This is a genomic window from Paenibacillus sp. FSL R5-0749 (assembly GCF_038595085.1).
In the GTDB taxonomy this organism is placed as follows: Bacteria; Bacillota; Bacilli; order Paenibacillales; family Paenibacillaceae; genus Paenibacillus.
On the sequence record NZ_CP152005.1, the window covers coordinates 1,236,362 to 1,254,279 of the forward strand.

9 protein-coding genes and 1 pseudogene are annotated in these 17,918 nt (G+C 49.5%); 9 read left to right on the forward strand and 1 reads right to left on the reverse strand.

Annotation, left to right across the window (positions count from 1 at the left end; translation table 11 throughout):
• The first annotated feature begins 32 nt into the window (after positions 1-32).
• From MKY85_RS05425 to MKY85_RS05465, 9 genes and pseudogenes are all read left to right on the forward strand, one after another.
• Positions 33-1,070 (forward strand): response regulator, encoded by a 1,038-nt coding sequence (locus MKY85_RS05425; protein WP_339259160.1) that lies wholly within the window; start codon positions 33-35, stop codon positions 1,068-1,070.
• A complete protein-coding gene (locus MKY85_RS05430; protein ID WP_339259161.1) occupies positions 1,067-2,905 on the forward strand; it encodes a sensor histidine kinase in 1,839 nt (612 codons plus the stop codon). Before MKY85_RS05425 ends, MKY85_RS05430 begins: the two co-directional genes overlap by 4 nt.
• 36 nt (positions 2,906-2,941) lie before the next feature.
• Positions 2,942-3,709, forward strand: a complete 768-nt coding sequence (locus MKY85_RS05435; protein WP_339259162.1) for a 3-oxoacyl-ACP reductase family protein — start codon at positions 2,942-2,944, stop codon at positions 3,707-3,709.
• A 34-nt stretch (positions 3,710-3,743) separates the two neighbouring features.
• On the forward strand, positions 3,744-6,113 hold the full coding sequence (locus MKY85_RS05440; RefSeq protein ID WP_342572016.1) for a DUF4962 domain-containing protein: 2,370 nt from the start codon (positions 3,744-3,746) through the stop codon (positions 6,111-6,113).
• Between the two features lie 141 nt (positions 6,114-6,254).
• On the forward strand, positions 6,255-7,805 hold the full coding sequence (locus MKY85_RS05445; protein ID WP_342572017.1) for an extracellular solute-binding protein: 1,551 nt from the start codon (positions 6,255-6,257) through the stop codon (positions 7,803-7,805).
• Between the two features lie 85 nt (positions 7,806-7,890).
• On the forward strand, positions 7,891-12,222 hold the full coding sequence (locus MKY85_RS05450; protein ID WP_342572018.1) for an alpha/beta hydrolase fold domain-containing protein: 4,332 nt from the start codon (positions 7,891-7,893) through the stop codon (positions 12,220-12,222).
• 341 nt (positions 12,223-12,563) lie between these two features.
• Positions 12,564-14,546, forward strand: coding sequence for a CotH kinase family protein (locus tag MKY85_RS05455; protein ID WP_342572019.1), 1,983 nt, complete (start codon positions 12,564-12,566; stop codon positions 14,544-14,546).
• A 351-nt stretch (positions 14,547-14,897) separates the two neighbouring features.
• Positions 14,898-16,586 carry a methyl-accepting chemotaxis protein gene (locus MKY85_RS05460; protein ID WP_342572020.1) on the forward strand — a complete coding sequence of 563 codons (1,689 nt, stop codon included), beginning with the start codon at positions 14,898-14,900 and terminating at the stop codon, positions 16,584-16,586.
• A 35-nt stretch (positions 16,587-16,621) separates the two neighbouring features.
• A pseudogene (locus tag MKY85_RS05465) lies at positions 16,622-17,274 on the forward strand (CatB-related O-acetyltransferase).
• A gap of 296 nt (positions 17,275-17,570) precedes the next feature.
• On the opposite strand, the gene MKY85_RS05470 reads toward MKY85_RS05465, so the two are convergent.
• Positions 17,571-17,843 carry an HU family DNA-binding protein gene (locus tag MKY85_RS05470; protein ID WP_169480336.1) on the reverse strand — a complete coding sequence of 91 codons (273 nt, stop codon included), beginning with the start codon at positions 17,841-17,843 and terminating at the stop codon, positions 17,571-17,573.
• Positions 17,844-17,918 lie beyond the last annotated feature (75 nt).

Sequence of the window (17,918 nt, forward strand, 5' to 3'; positions counted from 1 at the left end):
CATACAGATCTGACGGAAACGGGGGAATGGCGATGTTCAGAATCTTGATTACGGACGATGAGCCAATGATTCGAATGGGTCTGGCGAAGATGATCAAACAAGCGGGACTGTTCGACTGTGAGATTCGGCAGGCTGCACATGGGGAAGAAGCTCTCCAAGTGATGGGAGACTTTCGGCCGCACATCCTGTTTACGGATATCCGCATGCCAACGATGGACGGTATTGAGCTCTGCCGTCGTTTATCCGAGCAAGGCAGTACGATACGCATTGTTGTGGTCTCCGGTTATTCGGACTTTGAATATGCAAGAGCCTGTATGGATTATGGGGTAAAGCGATATTTGCTGAAACCTGTGGGACGACAGGAGCTTCATGAACTGCTGCTCAAATTGCTGGCATCCGAAGAGGATAAACCTACGGTTTCTCTTGTACCCGTGAGGGAGCTGAACGATTGGGCGATGCGTCTGGAAGAGGCGATATGGGAGCTAAGACAATCCGATGTGACGGAGTTGCTCGCAGCATGGTCAGATCGTTATCCGGCATATGCCCTGATGCCTGAGCAGACAGCGGAGCTTTTTCAGGAATTGCTGGAATTGATTGTAGCCAGAATGAATGCACGGGGAAACGGAACCATGAGTACGTCCAGTCAGATTAATGAAAGCGCTTCCTCAAAAGAGTGCTTCAAGGCTCTGGGCAACGAAATCCATATGTTGATGAAGACGATCAAGGAAAAGCGCAGCGGCAAGCGCAAACATCCGGTGGAAGAAGCTAAGGCTTATCTGGAACAGCATTTGCGCAGGGAAGTGTCGCTTGACGAGATTGCCGCCAAGTTGGGACTGAACCCGTCCTATTTCAGCCAACTGTTTAAACAGACGACAGGTCAGACCTTTATTCAATACCGGATACGCAGCAAAATGGAACTGGCCAAACGCATGCTGGAACAGCCGGGCAACCGGATTACGGATATATCCTACGAAGTGGGGTATGCGGATCATCCCCATTTTACCAAGACATTCAAGAAGATTACCGGACTGACCCCGTCCGAATACCGTAGCAAGTTGGGCATTGAATGATGAAGCGCAGCTTGTCGATCCGCCTGTTCTTTCATTTTGCCATCGTAATTACGTTGTCCCTGTCTGCTATCGGCTTGTTTACCTACACCTATGCCTCAACTGAGATGAACGACCAGTTGGCGGGCAACATCGCCCAAACGATGCGTAATACGGCGTACCAAACCGACCTGTATTTGCAAAATTATGATCGCTCAACGTACTCTATCCTCTCTAATGGAAGTGTGAAGCATTTCCTCGATATGAATTCGGAGGATAGTTATGCCTATTACGAGTACAGCCGTCAGATTAAAAGGAACGTGTTCCCGCCTGTATTTATGTTATATCCACAGATCAAGTTCCTGTATGTTATCGGGGAGAACGGGCGGGTTGTCATCGATGACAACCAGAATTCAGCGGGCATACCCGATATCGATGCTGCCCAGCAGTATAAGGAGCTGCTCGCTACGACCCCTGCGAATGGCGAATCGACGTTGCTCACCCGCAGTATTCGCAGTGGACAGAGTTCGAATGTCATTACGATTGCACGCCGGATCAGGGGGATGTCCTCCTACACACCAAACGGAGTGCTGGCGATGGAAGTGAATGTGCTGGAGCTTGACAACATCTGGGGAGAACTCGATCTCGGTCAAGGGGGATATCAGTATGTGATGGATCAGAACGGAAATGTCATCTACCTTCCTGGGGTCGAGGAGGCGCAAACCGTGATGTCATCCAGCACCGTGGACAGACTTATGCACATGGAGGCAGGGTCACTGGAACAGAACACGGATGGCACCAAACGGCTGTTTATATCGGAACTGTCTGCCTATTCGGGCTGGCGCTTTGTCGCTTCCGTGCCGCTGTCGGAGCTTCAAAGGCCGATTGCAACGATTCGCTCAGCTACATTATGGGTTGGTGCAGGAACCTTGCTCGCTGCGCTTGTTGTGGCGTATCGGATCGGAGCATCTCAAGTGGAACCCATTCGGGTGCTGATGAACGGAATGAGACAGACGGAGAAGGGAATCTGGAACAAGGTGGAGATGAAGGAAAGGCGTGATGAGATTGGCGTGCTGATCCGCAGCTATAATCTGATGGTCAGCCGTTTGTCGGACATGATTGAGAGTGTATATGAGTCGGAGCTGCGCCGCCAGAAGTCGGAAATTGAGCTACAGCAGGAGGCGTTGGAACGACACCGTGCGGAATTTCAGGCGCTCCAGTTGCAGATCAATCCGCATTTTCTCTACAACACGCTGGAGACGATCAAATGTTATGCCGTTGTACAGGACTCCGAAGAAATTGCACAGATGGTGGAATCGATGGCCCATATGCTCCGTTATTCCATTCAGACCAATCTGGAGGAAATTACGGTGGCCAATGAGTTGAAGCATGTGCTCGCCTACCTTTCTATCATGAAACATCGCATGGATCGGGAGCTTGAAGTGGAGGTCATCATTGCACCGGATCTGTTGCTGGAAAAAATGGTTCGTCTCACCCTCCAGCCCCTGGTGGAGAATGTGCTGCAACATGCGTTTCCACAGGGCATGGAACCGGGTCATTATATCCGCATCGATGCTCGGCGCCTGGAAGATCGCTTCCTTGTGATCGTGCAGGATAACGGCATGGGCATGAACGATGAACGCCTGAAGAAGCTGCGTGACCGTCTGGAATTAAATCGTCTGGCAGGGGAAGATTCCGATGATTTCTACCATCGTGGAGGCATTGGTCTCATGAATGTCCATCGACGGATTCAACTGGTATTTGGAGAAACGTATGGCTTGATGATTGAGAGTGAGCGAGGCTTGGGAACGACCATTACGATGGCGCTTCCGGCCGATCAGCACAGCAAGCGGATTTAATGTAATTGAAACCAATAACAGGGAGGAAGATCAAACATGAATATTAACTTGCAGAACAAAATTGCGTTGGTAACAGGTTCCAGTGGAGGGATTGGCGCTGCTATTGCCGGGTCATTGGCTCGCTGTGGGGCAAAGGTGGCTGTGAATGGTCTGCATAATATGGAGCGGGCGGAGGAGGTCGTGGCAGCGATTCGGGATGCTGGTGGTGAAGCGGCGGCATTTCAGGCCGATGTGACCGATATGGATGCCATAGAATCGATGGTTGGGGATATCACGCTTCGTTTCGGCGGTCCAATTGACTTGTTAATCAATAATGCGGGGCATCTGGTGGAGCGGAGCCCTATTGAAACGATGAGCGAGGAGCTTTACAGCCGGATTATGGATGTCAATCTGAAGAGCGCCGTATTTGTCTCCAAAGCGGTCATTCCTGGCATGAAGGCGGCTGGAGGCGGACGAATTATCAATCTGACCTCGGTAGCGGCTCATAACGGGGGCGGGCCGGGTGCAGCTATTTACGCAGCCTCCAAGGCGGCTGTCATTGCGTTAACCAAAGGGCTTGCCAAAGAACTGGCTCCTGGGGGGATTACGGTTAATGCCCTTTCACCGGGCTTCATTGGACAGACGGCATTCCATGCTACGTTCACCTCGGCAGAAGGCCGGACTTCTGCAGTAGGCAGCATCCCGCTTGGACGGGAAGGGACTCCCGATGATGTTGCAGGAGCGGCGTTGTACCTGTGTTCTGACCTGGGGGCTTTTATCACCGGAGAGACGATAGAAATCAATGGCGGAATGTACATGCGTTGAGGCTACAACATTGCGATAAGGAGGGAATGATACGATGGAAGTGAAACGGAAGCTTGCAGAAAGACTGTTGTACCAACCTATTAGCGGGCCGTTCCATGTGGACTATGCACCTGATGAACATACCATTCTGGCAGAGAATCCGCCAAGGTTTACCTGGATGGCGGCACAGCAGGAGGATGAGAATGCCTATCTGCTGCAAGTATCGGCGAGCCCTTCTTTTCAGAAAGAAGAGACGATGACCTTTACGCCGCTCCCGTATAATTTTTTCACACCTGAGCGGGTGTTTGAACCTGGAGAGTATTATTGGCGATATGCGCTGCTTATAGATCAATCAATGCAGCAAGGAAGCGAAGCCGAAACGGATGCCGTGCAGGAGAAACAGCAGGAAATGTCATCATGGAGTGAGGTGCGGCGGTTTACGGTTCCAGCGGGACTACCGGAGACACCTCTACCTTCCCGGGCACAGCGATACGTTTGCACAGACACATCTCACCCACGGCTGTGGCTTGGTGAGCGTGGACTGAATGCGCTTGCCGATGGTGTTGCGTCCGACTCCACGTATTGCGGCTGGGATGTGTTTATGGCAAATTCCGTGGAACCGTGGGCAGACCGTGAGCCAATTCGTGAACCGCTGCCTTACCCGGAGAACAAACGTGTCGCCGCGTTGTGGAGACAAATGTACATTGACTGTCAGGAAGTGTTATATGCCATTCGTCATCTGAGTATCGCTGGGCGGGTGCTTCGAGACGAACGGCTGCTTGAAACGGCGAAAACCTGGCTGTTGCATGTGGCGGCCTGGGATACGGAGGGAACAACCTCCCGCGATTATAACGATGAGGCAGCCTTTCGGGTCGCAGCGGCGCTTGCTTGGGGCTATGACTGGCTGAATGATGAGTTGAACAGTGAAGAGCAAGATGTGGTAAGACGCAGTTTGCTGCGGCGGACAGAACAGGTAGCCCAGCATGTGATGGTCCGCTCAAAGATTCATCATGTGCCCTATGACAGCCATGCAATTCGTTCATTGTCTTCCGTACTTGTACCGTGCTGTATGGCTTTGTTGCATGAGGAGCAGCAAGCTGCAGCGTGGCTGGATTATGCGATCGATTATTATGCCTGTCTGTACTCCCCTTGGGGTGGCAGTGATGGGGGTTGGGCCGAAGGACCGATGTACTGGACAACAGGCATGGCCTATGTAACCGAAGCGATGAATCTGCTGCGAAACTATGCGGGCATCGACTTCTTCCGTCGACCGTTCTTCCAGCGTACCGGGGATTTTCCACTCTACGTGTACCCGCCTGATGCACGGCGCGCCAGTTTTGGAGATCAGTCTACGCTGGGTGACCCGGTCAATTTGAAAACAGGCTATCTTGTGCGCCAACTGGCAGGTGTTACAGGCAACCGCTGGTACCAGTGGTACTTTGAGCGTGTACGCCAATCCGATCCGGGGACAGAGGGAGCCTTTTATAACTACGGTTGGTGGGATTTTAACTTTGACGAATTGGTATATCGCCACGATTATCCGCAGGTGGAGGAAGAGTCACCTGTGAACATCGAGCCGCTCAAATGGTTCCGGGATGTGGGATGGGTAGCTATGCATCACCGGATGGATGATCCGGATGAGCATATGATGCTGCTACTCAAGTCAAGCCGTTATGGCTCCATCAGCCATAGCCATGCGGATCAGAACAGCTTTACCCTGCATGCATTCGGTGAGCCGCTTGCGGCGGATACCGGCTATTATATCGCGCATGGAAGTTCCTTTCACCGGGAATGGCGCAGGCAGACACGCTCCAAAAACAATCTGCTGATTGGCGGAGCAGGTCAGTATGCCGAGAACAACAAAGTGCTGAACATGGCGGCAACCGGGCAGATCGAAGATGCCTATTGGCGAGACGGTGATGGTTATGTGCGCGCGGTAGCGACCGATGCCTACGCCAGCACCGTACCGCATGTGAAGCGTGTTGTACGGGAAATACATTTTCTGCAATCATCCTACTTCGTCATTGTGGACCACATTGACCTGAAGAAGCCGGACAGTGTTCAATGGCTATTCCATGCACTACACCCGTTACAGCTGAAAGGGCAGACCTTCCGTCTGAACGGTACTAAGGCAGGGCTTGAGGGGACATTTGTCTATGCTTCCTCCGGTGAACTGTCGCTCAGCCAGACGGATCAATTCGCAGAGGTGGACCCGGCAGAGTATGAAGGGCTGGACAGACATTATCATCTAAGCGCGGAAACACGGCCTGCTTTAAGCCATAGAATTGTAACGCTGCTTGTGCCATATAAGATTGAGGAGCCGAAGTACGTCCCTTATTTCATCGATGACCAGGATCACGGCATTCATCTCTATTTTACCGACAACGGTATAACAAAGAAGATCGAGGTATCCAAGACGTACTAGTAAGTGTTGACCTAAAGAAAACGCAATCTCATCTAAAACATCCCCATTGTTGCAGGCGGTGGGGATGTTTTAACATCTATTTGAAAGCGCTTTACCAACGAGTGGTACCTAAATCTAAATCAGGATGAAAAGAGGGGTAGTATGAAAAAGTGGATGGTCACAGGCATGGCGCTATTGCTGGCAACAACCGTCATGGCGGGATGCAGCACTGGAAGCGGGGCGAAATCCGGTGAGAATGGGGGAGACGGCAAGACGAGGTTCTCCATGTCACTGCGAACGCTGGCGTATACGTATGTGGAGAAGTCGCCCGACATCAACCAGGATAAATGGGTGAAAAGGCTGGAGGATCTGACCAATACCGATCTCAAAATTGTCCTGGTGCCTCATAAGGAATATGAGCAGAAAATGGTGCAAATGTTTGCCACCAATGATATTCCTGATGTGGTGCAGGGTGACGGCGGCGTCAACGGCAAGGAGATGGCCGGCTCGGTCGAAGCCGGAGTATTTCAGCCACTGGATGAGTTGTTGCAGCAGTATGGGCAAGATTTACTGAAAGCCGTGCCGAAGGAAGCCTGGGACCAGGTCACCCATGACGGCCAGATCTATGCCATCCCTGAATATTTATCCAATCCATCCCGCCGGGCAACCTGGATTCGTAAGGATTTGCTGGATCAAACCGGATTGCCGGTGCCTACTACGGTGGAGGAGACAATGGAAGTGCTGCGCGCCTTTAAAAAGCTTGGCGTGGAGAATCCATATATGGGGCGTGAGGATTTCAAATATGCGGATACCTTCTTTGGTGCCTATGATGTGCAGCAGTTCTTGTCCATGATGGAGCAGCAGGGCGACCAGATTGTACCGAAGTTCATGGATAACGAGAATATGCAGCAAGCCCTGACGATGTATAAGACGATGTATGAGGAAGGGCTTATCAACAAAGAGTTCGCAACGATTAATTCCACCGTATTCAAAAATACGATCCTCTCCGGCAAAGCAGGCATGTGGTCCATGAATGCCAACGAACTGATCCAGTGGGAGAAGCAGATTAAAGCGTCGGTTCCCGATGCCAAAATCGAGATTATCCCTTCCCCTGTCGGCCCGGATGGAAAAGGCGGTTATTATCTGTACGGTCCTGTGACACGTGCCTACTTTATTAATAAGGATGCGGCCGATCCGGCTTCCATTATCCGTTTTTTCAACTGGATGGTGTCTGACGAAGCGGAGAAGTTCTTCACGTACGGTACGGAAGGAGAGACCTATACAGAGGATAATGGTGTGATTTCATATACAGCTCCGACAGACTCTGCTGGCGTGGACGAGGAGCGTTACCGTCAATCGTTCTTATGGTTCGTACAGGACACAACATACAACAAAGGCTCCCTATCCCTGACTGAAGAAGGCAAAAAGCTGATGAATATTTACGATACGGTTTTAGCCAAAGAAGGTCGGGATGGCATTAACTTTGATCCGCGTTTGGAAGCTTTTGTACAGAATCCCGATATTGCTCCCAATTCGGATACACCTCCTCAGGTATTGCTCACACACATGATCAAGATGGTATATGGCAAGGAGCCGATCTCCGATTGGCCAAAGGTAGTTGAGGAATGGAAATCCAAAGGCGGGGATCAGGCCATCAAGGAAGCCACAGAGAAGTTCAAGAACGGTGAAGGCGTGTCGGCACCGCGTCGCTAGAATTGTTCGACATAAGCATGATTAACATCAGCAATTGCAAAGGTATAACGTCAGGAGATTGGACTACCGTGCGGAGGGGATACAAGTGAATAATTTGTTCAAAACGTGGAAAAAGCGCGTTGTCCTTGTTGCCATGTCTATGATTCTCATTAACGGCACCATCGTTCCCATGCATGAAGTCCGGGCGATGGAAGATGTAGTTCCTAGCTCTATTCGTAACCCTATACAGGAAGAAACAGAAAACGTCCCGGAGCCGGAGGGCCCGGAGCTGGAGATTTACGCGGAAAACTTTGATGACCCGGACAATTTTGGCTCTACAGGTGGAATTGCATTGAGAGCTCCCTGGTCGCAGGAAGGGGCAGGTGGAAGCAAGGCCAAGACGTCATCTTCCACGACTGCTCCCTCGCTGCCCAATATGATCAAGATAGACGGAACCGATGCGCTTGCACTGCCTCTAAACTTGACTGGATACGGAAATATACGGCTGAGCTACTACACGCGTGCTTCCTCCTATATAAGTGGAAGTGTGATTATCGAATGGTCGAAGGATGGTGGCACATCCTGGACGACGCTGGAGACATTTGAACTTCCCCCGGGCACCCCGGACCTGAAGAATAAGGAAGGCAATACGCTAAAAAGCTGGACGCTGGGTTCGGAAGCGAACAATAACAGCACGGTCAAAATTAGATTTCGGACAGGAGATGCCATGCAGGCCAACATGTATATCGACAATGTTGCCATATACGGTCAGGCTATTCCCGGAATAACGCCTGCCCCATCCCCAGTGCCGCCTGGAGAAGAGAATACTGAATTCACGCCACCGCAAGGAGTGACTTTATACGAGGATGTGGAGATCGGTACGGCTGGTGGGCGGGCGATGTATTCGTCCATTGCCGTTCCCGAGACAGCGGCAGCTGAACCGATGCCAGTCATGGTCTATATCCATGGAGGTGGATGGAATCACGGGGACCGGAAGCAGGCATTGAACTCCATATGCAACTATGTACTCAAACGCGGTTACATCGGTGTGTCTCTGGACTACCGACTGACGCCTGAGGCACCTTTCCCTGCCCAGATTCAGGATGTAAAGCTTGCTATTCGATACCTGCGAGCTCACGCTGAGCAGTACAATCTGGACCCAAGCCGTATTGGTGTCTGGGGATCATCGGCGGGCGGACATCTGGCTGCATTGCTTGGTACGACAGGGGACATGGTCGCTGGTAACACTGTAGAGCTCGATACAGGGGTGACAGTAGATATACCTGATCTGGAAGGTTCAGGCGGATGGTCTGAGTATTCCGACAAAGTGCAGGCGGTCGCCGACTGGTACGGACCTGCTGATTTTACAACGACATTTGCTAATAACTATAGCTCGGTCACAGCTCTGCTTGGCGGGCATCGCGCGTTCGATGTTCCGGAGCAGGCCAGACTTGCCATGCCGGGCACGTATGCCTCACCAGATGATCCACCATTCTGGATTCGGCACGGTGATGCTGACGCCACTATTCCCTATACCGACAGCGTTACTTTCGCGGGACAGCTTCAATCTGCGGGTGTGCCGATTGTGGATTTGAAAGTCGTGCCTGGTCAGGGCCATGGATTTACAGGGACCGCTTCCGAGACTGCGAATGCAGAGGCATGGGCTTTCATGGATGAACATGTGAAGAACCGGATTGTAACGGAGCCTATTATTTTCAAAAGCAATCCTGAAGACACTTCGCCTGAAGATGAAGAAGTGGCTGAAGAAAAACCGTTGATTGAAAAGGTCATCGCCAGTAAGCTGCCAAGCGACGATGCGGCGATTGACAGCAGCAAGCCTGACCTGAATTTCAATCAGGCCACGGGCTCCAGCAACGGATTACTGAGCATCTCTTCCACTTCATCAACCAAGAAATATGTGTACTTCAAATTTAATATGACTGGAAATGAGCCGGAAGGAGATCGGTATCGATTGCGGATTGCCGCCAAGAAAGGCACATCAAATATTGATACCACGTTGTCTCTGTACGGTTTGAATGTAACAGACTGGAGCGAATCATCGTTAACCTGGTCGAATGCTCCGGTCCAAAGTCTGAGCGAAGGTTCGCTGCTCGGCACATTCCAGGTTACGGCAGATCGGAATGGAAGCCCGGCCGTCTATGAACTGGATGTAACCGATGTTGTGAAGAGTCGTCCAGATGCGGAGCAGGTTGCATTTTTGCTTGCGGATGCGGAATCAACGGGTGTTTCCATAAACGTATACACCAAGGAAGCGAACGGAACGAGCAATCCGCGTCCACAGTTAACAGTCATTGCTTTGATCGAAGAAGGCAGTGACACGCAGTCACCCGAATGGGAGCAGGGAGCTGAGCTTGAGGTTCGCAACTGGGGGACAGATTTTGCGGAACTAAGATGGCCAGCGGCCAGCGATGATACAGCTGTATCTGCCTACCGAATTTATCGGGATGGAGTCCTGCTGGCAGAACAAAGTAAGCGGTCATTTCGTGACAGCGAACTTGCAGCTGGGACATCGTATACGTTTCAAGTGAAAGCAATTGACGAGGCGGGCAATATCAGCAGTGCTCTATCAACCGAAATGACAACCCTAGACGTCCCGTTATCGTCCCTGCCTGTGGCTTCTGTCACGGCAAGTGGCAGCGACGGCAACCTAGCGACCAATACCATCGATAATAACAGCTATACACGCTGGTCTGTTGCCGGGGAGGGGCAATGGATCACATTTGATCTGGGTCAGATACAGTCAGTGGGTTATGTGGGGATTGGTTTTTACAAAGGGGATGTCCGAAAGACCTTTTTTGAGATGGAATCGTCTGTTGACGGTGAGCAGTGGACCCAGGTATTCAACGGCGAAAGCAGTGGGGATACAACCGAAATGCAGGCATTTGATATCCCAGACACTTCTGCACGTTATGTACGAATCACAGGGCATGGCAATTCAGATGCGAGTATTTACACAAGTCTGACCGATGTGCATCTGTATGCCCCTTTTGCAGGGGGAGGGACACCTGTGGCTCTGATTCCATATATCGTGCCACAACCACCTGAAGGGACGATGCCCTTTATCGCCCCAGGTCTGACGGAAACAGATGGCACACCACATGTTGTCCATGTTCCACATGCCGTGACCGGACGTACAATTGATGTACGGGATTTTGGAGCAAATCCTGCCGACAACACGAGTGATGACCGACCAGCAATACAGGCTGCTATTGATGAGGCTGAGGTGGGTGATGAAGTGTTTTTACCCAATGGAGTGTACAATTTGTTATCCGGGCCGGATGGAACCACCAACCTGATGCTCAAATCCGGCGTGAATCTGAGAGGAGAGAGCCGTGAAGGAACCGTGCTCAAGACATCGCTGGATCAGGTAACGGGCAGTGCCGTTCTGAAGGCATCAGCTCAGCATAGCATTCTCGTATCCAACATGACCCTAACTTCATCCTGGTCCGGCAGCTACACGACGGATCATCAATCCAATAATCCCTCCGCTGGGGGGCCGGATAGTCTGATTCACATCGCCAATTATGGTGAGTTACCATCGTATGACATTACAATTGAAGGCGTAATTGTGGAGAAGTTCAAACGAATGGCGATCCGAATTGAGCACAGCCGCGATGTTGTTGTGAAGCATGCAACCTTTCGCAATGCAACAGATCTGGGCCCCGGAGGTTCAGGATACGGAATTTCGATTCAGGGAACGGCCAAGACCGATCGACTTGGTTTTGATAATGATACGTTATGGAATGTGGTGGAGGACAGTGCATTTGAGGGTCCTTATCTCAGACATGGAGCACTGATTCAGTTTGTGGCTCACAATAACGTGTTACGCGGCAATACATTTAATGGAACCAAGCTGGATGCCATTGATCTTCATGGTGAACTGGAGTATTTGAATGAAATCTCCGGCAATGTCATTACGGATGTGCTGACAGGTGCAGGGATTGGGCTTGGCAATACAGGGGGTTCAGCGCCCAGCAACCACAGCAAGTCTGGCAAAGGAAACTACATTCATGACAACACAATCAAGAACAGCCGGATCGGTATTTCGGTGACGATGGGTACTCCCGATACTCTAATTGAAGATAATCTCATCGAGAATACAACCACGATTGCAGATGCGGCTGGAATCAAAGTATTAAATGGACCAGGTACGGTAATTCGCGGCAATGTGATTCGTAACAATACTGCCAGTGGATACTGGGGCGTACGGCTTGAGCGCGACAAAGGCGATGCTGGAGCTGGCAATATAGGCGAAGGGAATCCCGAGAATGTGTTGATCGAGGATAACCGAATCGAAGGTAACACAAACGGAATCGGCTTGTTTGCCGGAGTCGGCATTCTGCTAAACGCTAACATTCTAAACAACGTGAATGAGGACTACTACCAAGCAGAAGGTGTGACCGTTACCGAACTATAAAGGATCAGAATAAGTAGCCTAGCAGGTATCTATATAAGTTGAAGCTCAATTTTACACCTAAACGGAGAGTGCAGAACCAATTTGAAGAAGCGTAGCGTTAGCCTTTTATCACCGGATTTTCCCCATAAACAAAGGGAATGATGAAAATCTGGGGATAAGAGCGATCGGAAAATGGTACTGCAATCGGAGTGATAAGGTGTAACATTCATAGTTCAACTTATGTAGCCTGATGGGCTACTTTTTGTTGTAGTCGTTATTTAAGATTCACTAAAGGTTCGTCCTCTACCATGGTTACATAAGCCTCAGTTGCTTAACAGAAACCAAGAAGGAGGATTCATCATTTGAATATACTATTACGAAAAGTTGCAGTAACGGCATTATCCGTGACTATGGTAACGTCATCTTTTGGCCTGATGGCAGGTCCAAATACGGCATTTGCCGCAGAGAGCACAGCGACAACCGCGAGTGCAGGCGTGACACAAGCTTATGAATCGTTGTTCCAGACGGACAACGTGATTGATGTGAATGTAACGATTGATGATGCAGACTGGAAGAGTATGCTTGAAAGTCCGCTCGATAAGGATTACAAGAATGTGAGTGTGGACGTGGACGGCAACAAGCTGGACAACGTTGGTTTCTCCACCAAGGGGAATCTGACCTTGAAAGCCGTAGCCTCGATGGAGGATTCGGATCGATACAGCTTCAGACTGAAGTTCGATAAATACGACAAAACACAAACCTTGCTCGGACTGGACAAAATGGTGCTCAATAACAACTATGCAGATCCATCCTATATGCGTGAGGTACTTCACTATGAAGCGCTTCGCAGTATTGGCATGGATGTGCCGATGACAAACTATGTTAATCTGTATGTTAATGGCGAACTGGTCGGTTTCTACACCGGGGTTGAAGCCGTAGATGACAGTTACTTGGAACGCAACTACGGTGAGGATTACGAAGAAGGCGTGCTATATGATACAGATGAGAAGAGTTATCTTCAATATGAAGAGGGCAGTGACTACAGTACAATCACCAAAGACTTGGGTACGGATAAGGACAAAGCCAAACTAAAAACCTTCATCCAAACGCTGAACGAGATGCCAGAAGGTGAAAAGGGTGATATCGAGAGCGTGCTGGACGTGGATTCGGCGCTTCAATATATTGCAGGCAACATGGTTTTCGGCAACTATGACAGCTATAGCGGCGACAAAGGACATAACTACATGCTCTATGGCGATGAGGATGGCAAGTTTACCGTTGTACCTTGGGACTTTAACATGTCCTTCAATGGATACTCCGGTGGAGGCGGACGTGGCGCAACAACCGGATCAACCACAACCAACACCAACGCAACGAACGTATCTGTGGACGAGCCTGTACTGGGCATTAGCATGGAAAATGTACCGATGATTAATAATCTGCTTGCTGTGCCGGAGTATAAGGAAAAATATATGAGCTACGTCAATGAACTGACGGACTATATGGAAGGCATTCAGAATCGTATTACTGATCTTGCCAATGAGATTCGTCCATATGTAGAAGCAGATCCAACGAAATTCTATACGACAGAACAGTTTGAATCCAACATTGCTTATTCTGCCAATGCAGATGTCGCTGGGGGGATGGGCGGTACACCACCTGAAGGATTTGAGGGAATGACACCACCTGAGGGCATGGAAGGCATGACACCGCCGGAAGGTTTCGAAGGAATGACACCTCCAGATGGAGCAACACCTCCGGTTGGCACAACGGGAACAGGAACAACAGATAGTACAGGCAATACGCAGACACGTCCTGGCGGTAACTTTGGCGGTGGAGGCGGAGGTATGGGTTCCATGGCAGCCGGGTCACTAACCACATTTGCACTGAACCGCCTTGCAAATCTGCAAGAGCAACTTGGGCGTGAAGTAACGCCGCTGCCTGAGACTGTGGAAGAGACAGGTTCGAATACTTCATCCGGAACAAGTGACAAAACCATTACTGTAACACTCGATGGTAAATCGATCACATTCCCGGATCAGGACCCACTGCAGCAAAGTGGCCGAGTGATGGTACCTGTGTATGCAATCCTCGAAGCACTTGGTGCAGAAGTGACTTGGGACAAAACGGCGAAGACCGTAACAACCGTTCTGAATGACCAGACTCTTGTGCTCAAGATCGGAAGTAGCACAGCAATGGTAAATGGAGAGACAATTGAAATTGATGCCCCCGCGATCATTCAAAACAGTCGTACACTCGTACCCGTTCGCTTCATTTCAGAAGGACTGGGATTAGCCGTGGATTGGGATCAAGCTGCTGCACAAGTAAGCCTTACATCCAAATAAGCAATATCTTCTGCGGAGCAACGTTGTTGTACGGAGAATGAGAGAAGGGATTCGATGGTCAGATCGAATCCCTTTTTGTTCTGCTTTTGTAGATTAGAAAGGAGCGAAGACATATCTAATTTATCGTTCCAGATTGATATTTAATTTCCAACCAGCAGATCATTCTCACATAATTACGGAGAAAGCGGAAAAACTTTGATTTTTAATTTCAACTAAATGTGATGAAAGTCACTGAAATATTATAAAAAATGTGAAAGCTCCTACCGATAAGACTATAGTGATATTCGAAACAGACTCGAAATCGGCTTGAATATCCCCACAATTACATAGGGAAAAGGGTGGCTCACACACATGCGAAGCATGAGCATCGGTACCAAAATCAGTTTGATCGTTATCAGTATATTTATCGTCTTCTCCTCAGCCGTGGCGGTAAGTGTAATCATGGAGATGAGACAGGGGATTACGACATTCGCTACAGAGAAGGCGAAGCGAGATTTGGAGATGGCGAATAGTATCATTACATATAAGTATCCAGGAGAGTGGGCCATTCAAGACGGACAATTATTCAAGGGAGATATCGCGCTGGAAGGTAACTTCGAACTGGTGGATGAGATTGGACAAGCATCTGGGGACACGGTGACCATCTTCCGAGGTGATGAACGTGTCGCTACGAATGTTATGATAAACGGGGAACGTGCTGTTGGCACGAAGGTATCTGAAGAGGTCGCCCAGATCGTTTTGCAGCAAGGGGAAAAATACTTCGGTGAAGCCGTGGTTGTGGGTCAGAAATATCAAACGGCCTATGAACCCATCAAGAATGCATCCGGGGAGATTATCGGCATTTTCTATGTTGGTGCTTCTCAATCATTAATTGATGTGATTATCTCCTCGTTCCTCAAGACATTCCTGATCGTATTCCTGCTCGCAATGTTGGTCGCAATTACCCTGATCCTGTGGTACGTTCGCAGGGTGAGAGTACGAATCGAACGGGTATCCGTGGCAATTAAGCGGGCGGGCACAGGTGATTTTACACAGCCTGTAGTCGATAACGTCAAAGATGAAATTGGCATGCTGGGCACGGGATACAATGAGATGAGAAGCAATCTGCAGATGATCATTCAGGGTGGACTTCAAGCTGCGGAGAAAGCAGAGCATTCGACTGGATTGCTGCTCAAGATTGCGGATCAGACGGGTAATGAATCGGCACAGATCGCATCTTCTGTTGAACAAGTCGCGCAGGGAGCCGAGCGTCAGACGGTCAGTACGGAAGAAAATCTGCAGGCGATGGAAGAAGTGGCTATAGGCGTACAACGTATGGCAGACAAGGCCTCCAGCATTTCTGACTCTGCTATGTATTCACGCAACCAGGCAGAGACCGGAGGTGAAGCGGTGCAACTTACCGTTCAGCAGATGTCTACGATTGAATCCTCCGTTACCAGAACGGATGAAGTCATTCGCATGCTGGAAGGGAAGTCGGCACAGATTAGCCAGATGGTTTCCACCATTCATGAGATTGCGAATCAAACGAATCTGCTCGCCCTCAATGCATCGATTGAAGCGGCAAGAGCCGGGGAACATGGCAGAGGATTTGCCGTGGTATCTACCGAGGTTCGTAAACTGGCTGAACAAGCGGGAGACTCTTCAGATCGTATTGAAGAACTGGTCAAAGCCATGGAACAAGATATGCAGCAATCGCTATCGGCCATGTCGAGAGTGAAGGATGAAGTGCAAGAAGGGCTGCGCTTGACCCGGGAAACGGAACAAAACTTCAGCCTGATCCGGGATACGAACTTGCGTATGGCGACAGAGATTGAGGACATGGCTGCGACGAGTGAAGAGATGTCCGCAGGCGTGGAGCAGATTGTGGCTTCCGTACATGAGATCGCTCGCCATGCGCAGACGGCCAGTACCAATTCACAGCAGGCTGCCGAATCTGTTCATGAACAGCTCAAGTCGGTAGAGCAGATCAAGGCTTCTGCGGCTATTTTGTCTGATGTGTCGACAGAACTCCAGACTTCACTTCGTCCGTTTAAGATATAATATCTGTTACAATAGGGAAAAGGAGGGACTTCAATATGGCTCCTGATAAAACAAAACTTTTCCCCAATGAGAATATCCGCACCGTATGTTACATTCAAAACCTGCCGCCACGTTCCAACGTGGACATCGGTGGTTATACGTATTATAGCGATAACACCAATCCGCCAGAGCAATTGAGCAATTCTATGACCGGATACAACATCATTATGACTTTATTGGTGATCGCCTGGTTATTGGCAAGTTCTGTGCAATTGCGGAAGGTGTGACATTCATTATGAATGGCGCGAATCATCGGATGGAGGGCATGACGACGTATCCTTTTAACATTTTCGGTGGAGGATGGGATCGTGTGACACCTACACTTGAGCAGCTTCCATATAAGGGTGACACGATACTGGGGAACGATGTATGGCTTGGACAACATGTGACGATCATGCCTGGTATCACGATTGGAGACGGGGCAATCGTTGCCTCCAATTCAACTGTTGTGAAGGATATCGAACCCTATACGATTGTTGGTGGTAATCCAGCCAAAACTGTTAAAAAGCGTTTTGATGAAGAAACAATTGCACTGCTGCTGGAATTGAAGTGGTGGGATCAGGATGAGGAGTGGCTGGATACGCACCTGGAACGTCTTGTCTCTACATATGATCTAGAGATATTACGCGGACTTTTGAACAGCAAGTAGAGCAGGTAGAAAGTGTATTTAACCAAAGCAAATCAGGCCCTGGACCGTTTTGAGCGGATCAGGGCCTCTTGTTGTCCAAGATGAAATGTTAGATTAGCGGATGGGGGGACGTAGAGTGCAATCAGACTTTGCTAGTGGGGGTTTTGAATGAGTATGAGTTTCTGCATGATCCGTGTTTGTCTGTTTGCCTGAATAAAAGTTAATGATATCATCAACGGTAGTAAACACGACATTTAAATCCATATTATCATTGTGTGTTTGAATAAAAACCTCTTTTCAATGGGTTGTTGCGTTGTTTAATTTAAAGCTTCTTTCATGCTTAAGCCTGCTGTGAATACAGGAACTTTACCTGCAGGTAGTTGAATTTCTTTGCCTGTTCTCCGACTTCTTCCCGTTCTTGCCTCACGCTTCTGTACTTCAAATTTCCCGAATCCAACCAGTTGAACTTCTTTACCTTCTTTGAGAGCTTCCAGAATTGAGTCCAGTACAACGGTTACCGCCTTTTCAGCATTCTTCTTGGAGAAACCGCCAGCCTTGGCTACTTCTGTGATCAATTGTTCTTTATCCATGGGGAATACCTCGCTTTCATTGTTGGGGTGTGAAATTCTGTGCTGTACAACCTATGAGTAAATAAAAAGCTGCCT